At 66.9% G+C, this 8,395-nt stretch carries 10 protein-coding genes; 1 reads left to right on the top strand and 9 read right to left on the bottom strand.

The window, feature by feature from the left end; genetic code table 11:
- Positions 1-228: 228 nt before the first annotated feature.
- The gene (locus G3N64_RS37290) at positions 229-399 is read right to left on the bottom strand and encodes a rubredoxin (RefSeq protein WP_004186709.1); all 171 of its coding nucleotides are present in this window, start codon (positions 397-399) and stop codon (positions 229-231) included.
- A 254-nt stretch (positions 400-653) separates the two neighbouring features.
- Between G3N64_RS37290 and G3N64_RS37285 the strand changes: the two genes are divergently transcribed.
- Positions 654-1,520 carry a hydroxymethylpyrimidine/phosphomethylpyrimidine kinase gene (locus G3N64_RS37285; RefSeq protein ID WP_205788616.1) on the top strand — a complete coding sequence of 289 codons (867 nt, stop codon included), beginning with the start codon at positions 654-656 and terminating at the stop codon, positions 1,518-1,520.
- Between the two features lie 171 nt (positions 1,521-1,691).
- On the opposite strand, the gene groL is transcribed toward G3N64_RS37285, so the two are convergent.
- The 8 genes from groL to G3N64_RS37245 form a co-directional block, all read right to left on the bottom strand.
- The gene (gene groL / locus G3N64_RS37280) at positions 1,692-3,332 is read right to left on the bottom strand and encodes a chaperonin GroEL (RefSeq protein WP_205788615.1); all 1,641 of its coding nucleotides are present in this window, start codon (positions 3,330-3,332) and stop codon (positions 1,692-1,694) included.
- Positions 3,333-3,378: 46 nt separating this feature from the next.
- Positions 3,379-3,672, bottom strand: a complete 294-nt coding sequence (gene groES / locus G3N64_RS37275) for a co-chaperone GroES (RefSeq protein ID WP_011351136.1) — start codon at positions 3,670-3,672, stop codon at positions 3,379-3,381.
- Between the two features lie 992 nt (positions 3,673-4,664).
- Entirely contained in the window at positions 4,665-5,180 is a 516-nt protein-coding gene (locus tag G3N64_RS37270) for an SRPBCC family protein (protein ID WP_205788614.1), read from the bottom strand.
- 44 nt (positions 5,181-5,224) lie between these two features.
- A complete protein-coding gene (locus tag G3N64_RS37265) occupies positions 5,225-5,857 on the bottom strand; it encodes a DUF1571 domain-containing protein (RefSeq protein WP_205788613.1) in 633 nt (210 codons plus the stop codon).
- Positions 5,854-6,285: a quinol oxidase gene (locus G3N64_RS37260; protein WP_205788612.1), complete on the bottom strand. Its 432-nt coding sequence runs from the start codon at positions 6,283-6,285 to the stop codon at positions 5,854-5,856. Before G3N64_RS37260 ends, G3N64_RS37265 begins: the two co-directional genes overlap by 4 nt.
- 28 nt (positions 6,286-6,313) lie before the next feature.
- Positions 6,314-7,096, bottom strand: a complete 783-nt coding sequence (locus G3N64_RS37255) for an anti-sigma factor (protein ID WP_205788611.1) — start codon at positions 7,094-7,096, stop codon at positions 6,314-6,316.
- The gene (locus G3N64_RS37250) at positions 7,093-7,608 is read right to left on the bottom strand and encodes a sigma-70 family RNA polymerase sigma factor (RefSeq protein WP_205788610.1); all 516 of its coding nucleotides are present in this window, start codon (positions 7,606-7,608) and stop codon (positions 7,093-7,095) included. Before G3N64_RS37250 ends, G3N64_RS37255 begins: the two co-directional genes overlap by 4 nt.
- Before the next feature lie 27 nt (positions 7,609-7,635).
- Positions 7,636-7,995, bottom strand: a complete 360-nt coding sequence (locus tag G3N64_RS37245; RefSeq protein WP_205788609.1) for a hypothetical protein — start codon at positions 7,993-7,995, stop codon at positions 7,636-7,638.
- Positions 7,996-8,395: the final 400 nt, after the last annotated feature.

Below are 8,395 nucleotides of genomic sequence, written 5' to 3'. Positions count from 1 at the left end.
CGTCGTCGCGACGCTCGAACGCGTCGGCGGCCGCCGCCAGCCATGCGTCGGCCGCGCGCACGGCCCCGCCGCGCGGGTTGGGCAGTGCGTCAGGGTGGGGAACGTTCGCCGGTTCGGGCCTCATGGACACGCGCGCCTGTCATCGTCAAGTCGCTCGCGCGAGCCCCGACGCGCGAGCGCCGGGACGATGCGAGGCCTGAGCGGTGTGTCCGTGGGCCAAGGGTCCGGTCAGATCTGGACCATCTCGAAGTCTTCCTTGCGGGCGCCGCATTCAGGACACGTCCAGTTGATCGGGACGTCTTCCCAGCGCGTGCCCGGGGCAATGCCCTCTTCCGGCAGCCCGGCTTCTTCGTCGTAAATCCAGCCACAAATCAGGCACATCCAGCTCTTGTATTCCATCTTAAGCCGCGTCGGGAAAGTCGGTAAATTCGGGAGCCATGATGGTACCGTGTCGGGGCCGGACTGCCTAGCAATCGCGCTGGAGTATGGCGACTACGTTGCGCTGCGCTAAAAAATCCGTCGTGCGGGCGGGATTCCGCCGCATAATGACTGAAAAGTGCGGCCTGCCGGGCAACACAGGGCCGAAAACGCCCATTTCGCCTCGCCGTCCGCATGTCCGTCGCTTTCCCGTTTTTCTCTTGCCCCATTTTTACATGTCCAGCAACGCCCCTCCGATCGTCCTCACCTTCGGCCTGTCCGATCCCACCGGCGGCTCCGGCCTCCAAGCCGATCTGATGACCCTGGCGAGCATGGGCTGTCACGGCGTGTCCGTCCTGACGGGCTACACCGTGCGCGACTCGGCCGCCTGCGACGAAGTGACCGGCCTCGATCCCGACGTGGTCGCCGCCCAGGCGCGCATGCTGCTCGAAGACATGCCGGTTGCGGCGTTCAAGATCGGCGCGGCGACGCGCGCGGAAGTCGTGAGCGCGATCGCCGAGGTCGTCGCCGACTACGACGGCGTGCCGCTCGTGCTCGCACCGGACTTCACGCTCGACGACGAGCACGTGCTCGCCGCCGACGACCTGCGCGAATCGATCGCCGACCTGCTCGCGCCGCAAACCACGCTGCTGGTCGCCGACTACGCGACGCTGATCGCGCTCGCGCAGCCGGACGGCGACGCCGAAGCGCCGAATCTCGACGCGGCCGTCTCGCACCTGCTGTCGCAGGGCTGCGAGTACATCCTGTCGTCGGAGACGGGCACGCACCGGCTCGTCAACACGCTGTACGGCGAGGAAGGCCAGCTCCGCGAGGACATGTGGGATCGCTCGCCGCACCGGCTGATGGGGATCACCGACACGCTGGGCGCGGCCATCGCGGCGCTGCTCGCGAACGGCCAGGAGCCGCCCGAAGCGGTTCGCGAGGCGCAGGAATACCTGTACCAGGCCGTGCGTGACGCGTTCCGGCCCGGCATGGGCGCGTACCTGCCCGACCGGTTCTTCTGGGCGCGCAGCAACGAGGACTCGGACACGCCGCCGGCCGTGAAGGCCGACCCGGTGCCGAGGACGTCGCACCGGCATTGAGGCGGGCGCGGTGGGGCATGCCCCGCCGTTTTGGGCGCGACATCTCCGGCCGCCCCGCACACGCATCGAAATCCGTGCGCACCATAAAAAAAGACCCGCATCGCTGCGGGTCTTTTTTTATGGCTGGAACGCGCATCGCTGCGCGCTCCGGACACCATCGACCGAAGTCGATTACATGTCCATGCCCATGCCGCCCATGCCGCCCGGCATGCCGCCCGGCATCGGTGCATCTTCCTTCGGCAGTTCGGCAACGGCTGCGTCCGTCGTCAGCAGCAGGCCTGCAACCGAAGCTGCGTTCTGCAGTGCGGTACGCGTGACCTTGGTCGGGTCGACAACACCGGCTTCGACCATGTCGACGTATTCGCCCGTTGCTGCGTTGTAGCCGTAGTTGCCCTGGCCTGCAGCAACTGCCGCCACCACGACGCTGGCTTCTTCGCCGCCGTTCGTGACGATCTGGCGCAGCGGCTCTTCCATCGCGCGCAGCACGATCTTGATGCCGGCGTTCTGGTCGGCGTTCGCGCCGGTCAGGCTGGCGATCGCGGTGCGAGCGCGGATCAGCGCAACGCCGCCACCTGCCACGATGCCTTCTTCCACAGCTGCGCGCGTTGCGTGCAGTGCGTCTTCGACACGTGCCTTCTTTTCCTTCATTTCGACTTCGGTCGCAGCGCCGACCTTGATCACTGCAACACCGCCGGCCAGCTTGGCCACGCGCTCTTGCAGCTTTTCACGGTCGTAGTCCGACGTCGCTTCTTCGATTTGCGCGCGCACTTGCTTCACGCGTGCTTCGATGTTCACGGCTTCGCCTGCGCCGTCGATGATCGTCGTGTTTTCCTTGCCCACTTCGATGCGCTTCGCCTGGCCCAGTTCTGCCAGCGTTGCCTTCTCGAGCGTCAGGCCGGTTTCTTCCGCGATCACCTGGCCGCCGGTCAGGATCGCGATGTCTTCCAGCATCGCCTTGCGACGGTCGCCGAAGCCCGGTGCCTTGACCGCAACGGTCTTCAGGATGCCGCGGATGTTGTTCACGACCAGCGTTGCGAGCGCTTCGCCTTCGATGTCTTCAGCGATGATCAGCAGCGGACGGCCAGCCTTCGCGACTTGCTCGAGCACCGGCAGCAGATCGCGGATGTTCGACACCTTCTTGTCGTGCAGCAGCACGAACGGGTTGTCGAGGACGGCGACTTGCTTTTCCGGGTTGTTGATGAAGTACGGCGACAGGTAGCCGCGGTCGAATTGCATGCCTTCGACGACGTCGAGTTCGTCGGCCAGCGACTTGCCGTCTTCGACGGTGATCACGCCTTCCTTGCCGACCTTGTCCATCGCTTCAGCGATGCGATCGCCGATCGACGTGTCGCTGTTCGCCGAGATCGAGCCGACCTGTGCGATTTCCTTGTTCGTCGTGCACGGCTTGCTGATCTTCTTCAGCTCTTCGACAGCCGCTGCGACTGCCTTGTCGATGCCGCGCTTCAGGTCCATCGGGTTCATGCCCGATGCGACGTACTTCATGCCTTCGCGAACGATCGATTGCGCGAGGACGGTTGCCGTCGTCGTGCCGTCGCCTGCGTTGTCGCTGGTCTTGGAAGCCACTTCCTTGACCATTTGCGCGCCCATGTTCTGGAGCTTGTCCTTCAGCTCGATTTCCTTCGCGACCGACACACCGTCCTTGGTGACCGTCGGGCCGCCGAAGCTGCGCTCGAGCACCACGTTGCGGCCCTTCGGACCCAGCGTGACCTTGACTGCGTTGGCGAGAATGTTCACGCCTTCGACCATCTTCGAACGGGCGGAATCGCCGAATACGACGTCTTTAGCTGCCATCTTCTAACTCCTTGAATTCTTGGGAATATGTGCCGTCGGTGGACGCTTACTTCGCGTTGACCACGGCCATGATGTCTTCTTCGCGCATGACCAGCAGTTCGTTGCCGTCGACCTTCACGGTCTGGCCTGCGTACTTGCCGAACAGGACGCGATCGCCGACCTTCACGTCGAGCGCGATCGGGGCGCCCTTGTCGTCGCGCTTGCCCGGGCCGACGGCCAGGACTTCGCCCTGGTCCGGCTTTTCAGCAGCGGCGTCGGGGATCACGATGCCCGAGGCGGTCTTGGTTTCCTGATCCAGGCGCTTGACGATCACGCGATCGTGCAAAGGACGAAGGTTCATATTCACTCCTCTCTTGACTGAGATTGAAGAACGCTTAGGGAATCTGCCCGGCTTATCGCCCGGCAGAGAATTGTTAGCACTCTCGTGCAGCGAGTGCTAATTATATGGACGGGTTTTGACAAATTCAAGAAGGGAAACCGGACGAATTTTCAAGGCGGAGACGCGGCGGAAAAAGCACGTGAAAACAACAAAAAATCCTTTCAAAACAATGCCATTACGAACGCTCCCAGCCTGACCGGCGGGCGCGCGCGGCCCGCGAATCTCATCCAGCCCCGTTTGGACACCGGGTAAGCACGGAGTTCCTGCGATCGGCGGCATCGCACGAAAAAACCTGCGCGGGCGCCGATTCCGTCCGCCGCAGCGCGTCCGCCCGCCTCCGCCGGACGACCTTCGCGTGCCTTCCCGCGGATCCATCGATCCGCATCGAATCATACATTTTCATTACGCCGGTATTTGCGGTTTGCCTCGGTACTAAACACGCGTCGTCCCCATCCGTGGGGCACGAATTGCATTCAGCGATTTATATGCGAATCATTCTCGTTTGCATGCGACTTTCGCATTTGACACGCCTACGATGCGCCGCGTTGCGTTCATCTTCATGCCTGGCCGATCGGTGCCGAACGTCCGGACAGCGACCGACAAGCAGGACTCCACACGAATTAGAACCAGGGATTTGATATGACGTTTGCATCGTTCCAGGGAGACAGCGTCCGTGCCCTGATGCGCCCCGCCGCCTGTGCGTCGTTCGCCGGCACGCCCATCGACGCACAGCGCGAAGCGCCCGGGGCCGATCTCGCGATCCAGGCGAAGCCGACCAACGCACTGACCGGCATCTGGACGCGCCAGAGCCTGCCCGATGACATGAGCGGTATCCACCCATGGCTCGGCCGGCGGCGAACGCGTTCCACGGGTGGTGGATGGCGCCGTGATGGCGTACGCGCGCTGAGCGGCGCAGCCCGTCGCTCGGCGCTTTTCCTCGCGTTCACACGCGTTCAGGCATCGGCGCAGCCCGCGTCCGACAACGGCCGGAAAGTCCGGCCATCCGTCTCGACCGCCGCGCCCAGCAGCCGCGCGAGCCCCTTCGCGCCTTCGCGCATCACCACGTCGTGATTCCATCGGAACAGCGGGCGACCGAGCGGCTCCAGCCGGTTCATCCAGCGCACGTGCGTGCGGATGTGCCAGTCGTAGCGCACGATCGTGCGCGCGCCGTCGGCGATGAACGACCAGCATCCGTCGCCTTCGATCGCGCCGCTCGCGCGCCCTTCGAGCGCATGCGGCGGCTCGACGCGTCGCACGCGCATGTCGAAGGTCAGCCGGTACGGCAGCGCCCCTTTCCACGTGTACCGGTGCAGCGCGCCGACGCCGCGCGCATCGCCCGGCTCGATCTCGACGGTGCTCACGGCGCCTTTCCACCAGCCGGGCCAGCGGTCGACCTGGTAGATCGCGTCCCACACCACCGCGAGCGGCGCGTCCACGCGCCAGGTCGTCGAGAACCGGTATTCCGCCATGCAGCCTCCGGCATGCCCGTCAGGGGCATGAGTCAGCGCACCGCTCAGGGCGCGAAGAAGCGTTCGGGAAACGCGACGTCGATCTCGACATCGTCGAGCGTCACGGTTTCGAGCGGCACGTCGTCACCGTCCGCGAAGCTGACGACCTTCAGTGGAAAACCGTCCCGGGTATCCAGCCACAGCCGGTAGCGATGCACGCCGTCGACCGCGTGCGCGGGCGCGCCCGTGACCGACACGCGCAGTGCGGTCCGGCCGCCGACGGCCTCCTCGCCTTCGGTCACCGTCGCGCCGCCTTCCTGCAGTGCATGGACGTTGCGCAGCAGTTCGCCGACGTCCGACCGGTCGACCCGGTGGCCGCTGCGGTCGCGCACGAGCGGATTGGACGGCGCCAGCGTCAGCGCAGGCGGCGCATGCGCGCCGAACGGGCGCAGCCGCACCTTGCCGTCGCCGGGATCGTAGGCGAGCACCGCACCGTGATGCGGCGACACGAAATCCATCCGGACGAAGCCCGGCTTCAGGTACGCGTAGCGGATTTCCGTCCGTTCGCCGCTGCGCGCCGACGAGCGGATCGTCGCGCGGTACGAGCGGACGTGGTCGAAGTGCGCCTGCGCGACGGTCACGGGATCGGCGGTCATGCTCGCTCCTATCAGGCTCGCGGCCAGCAACGCGGCAATCACGGCGCCGCCTCGACATCGAGCACGCCTTCCATCCCGCGCTCGCGATGGCTCCTGAAAAACAGCAGCCGATGCGTGCAATAGTAGGCGAACCGGCCCGGCTGCGCCGGCGTGAAGCGAAACGTCTTCGGTGTCGTGCCGAGCTCGGTGTGCACTGCAATGCCGGCCTGCGGCGCATCGATTTCGAAGCTGTGCGGCACCACGCCGGATTCCGCCGACACGGTCAGCTCCACCGGTACGTGCGCCCGCACGATCACGTGTTTCGGCCGGAAGAAATAGCTGCCGCCGACGATCGCCACCCGCTGCACGCCGTCCGCGTCGACGGGCACGCGCACCGGCGCGTCGCCATCCGCGCGTACCCGCGCGGCGCCCGTGGCGAGCGCCGCCAGCACCGGTATCAACACGAGCCCCTTCGTCATCGTCGTCTTCATCGCCTGCTCCGTGCCGGCGGCGCGCACGTCATCCCTTCCACGCGTCGGTCGGGCCGCCGAGCGCGCCGCACACGTCGATCGCGATCTCGCGCAGGCGCCGTTCGTCGCCGCGACCGGACAGCGCATAGCCGATGCCGCGATCCGACCAGAAATACGTGTAGCGGCCATCGCTCGACATCGCCTGCGGCGCAAGACGGCGCGCGTCGTACGCTGTCATGTACAGCGTCACGCGCTCGCCGTCCGCGCGCTGGTACATGAGCTGCGCGGCCGGCCTTGCGTCACCGGGCAGCAACCGGCCGCCCAGCAGCGTATAGCCGTATTCGTCGAGCGACGGCGCATGCACGGGCCGCCCGAGACGCGTGGACAGCCACGCGACGAGACGCTCAGGATCGCCCGCGCCGACCTCGACCGGATGCTCGCGCTCGGCCGCGTACACCGCATACGCGACATCCGCGCGCGCGGCGAACCCCGGTTCGCGGTCGAACGCCGTCCAGCCCACATGCAATGCGATGCCGATCAGCAGCCCGGCCGCGAGCCCCGCGAACGCATACGCGACACTGCGCCGGCGCGGCGCGCGGCGCTGCACGAACAGCGCGGGCGCGGCGCCCGGCAGCGGAAACAGCGCCTGCAGCGCGTCGCGCTGTGCGCGGTAATGCGCGAACCGTTCGGCTTCCTCCGGATCGGACTGCAGGCGCTCGAGCATCTCGCGCCGCTCGTGCCCGGACAACTCGCCGTCCAGCAGTGCGGACAGCAGTTGCGCCGACGCATCGTCGTCCCGCTCGCTGGAAGGCTTGTGCGATTCGTCCATCATGGCTTCCCGATCACCCGTAACGCGGCCGAGCCGTGCGTCGACGGCTCGTCCGACAGCAGTGCGCGCATCTGCCCGCGCGCCCGCGCGAGCCGCGACATCACCGTTCCCACCGGCACGCCGAGCACCTGCGCGGCGTCGCGATAGCTCAACTCCTCCAGCGCGACCAGCAGCAGCACCTCGCGCTGCTCGACGGGCAGCCGGTACAGCGCGCGCTGCACGTCGCGCAGCACCAGCCCGCCGATTTCGCCGGCCGGCGCGGCCATCGTCTGCCACGGCGCCGTCGCGTCGTCGACCGCGATCTCGCGCCGCGCGCGCAACTGGTCGATGAAGTGGTGCCGCAGCAGCGTCAGCAGCCACGCGCGCAGGTTGCCGCTATCGCGCGGCGGGCGGTTCAGCGCACGCTCGAGGGTGTCCTGCACGAGATCGTCCGCCCAGGCCCGGTCGCCCGTCAGCGCGCGCGCATAGCGCGTGAGATGCGGCAGCCACACCAGCAGATCCGATTCGTAGCTCATCAGGATGCCTCGCGCGCCGCCGCGCCGTCACGGACGCGCGACGTGCCACATGCCGCCGATCCCGTCGCCGCCGGCGTCGCCGGCCTTGCGATCCATCTTCCAGCGATACAGCGGGCGCCCGCGGTACGCCCATTGCTTCTTGCCGTCGTCGCGCGCGACGAGGCTCAATGCGCCCGAAGCCTTGTCGTATGCGTCGGCGAGCGCAGGTGGCCAGTTGGCCGCGCACGCGCTGTCGCACGCGCTCTTGCCGGGCGCGTCGCGATCGAACACGTACAGCGTCATATGATCTTCGTCGACCAGTTTCCCGTCGGCGGCCCGTGGCGGTTCCGCGGCCGCCGGCCGCACGATCGCCGCCATCAGCGCGGCGGTGAATAGCATCCGTTTCATTCCCGTTCTCCTTGGCGTGGCATCGCGGCGACACGGTGCTGCCGGACGGGACGATCGGCTTCGTCGCAACCATTATCCCGCCGGGCGGCCGTGCCGTGGCTCGGTATGTAAACGGACGGCGGCGGCCGGTTATTCCATGCCGCGCGGCGACGATCGACGGTCATTCATGCGACGAAACCGGGCGGAAAACCTAAAAGACAACGCGGCATGACATCGCTGTCATGCCGCGTTGCGCGAGCCGTTGCGCACGGCGGCCGATCCGGCGCCGCCGTGCGAGGCCGGCCGGTTACTTCGGCAGTGCCCCCGTCAGCGACTGGAGCAGCGACGACACCGGTGCGAGCGGGTTGCCCGGCGCGCTGTTGCCCGAATGCGGCGTGACCGACAGGCCCGGCGCAGAGCA

It is taken from the genome of Burkholderia sp. Ac-20344, from assembly GCF_017104975.1.
Classification (GTDB): domain Bacteria; phylum Pseudomonadota; class Gammaproteobacteria; order Burkholderiales; family Burkholderiaceae; genus Burkholderia.
Note: the sequence above shows the minus strand (reverse complement) of the source record. Positions and strands in the feature narration are given on the sequence as shown.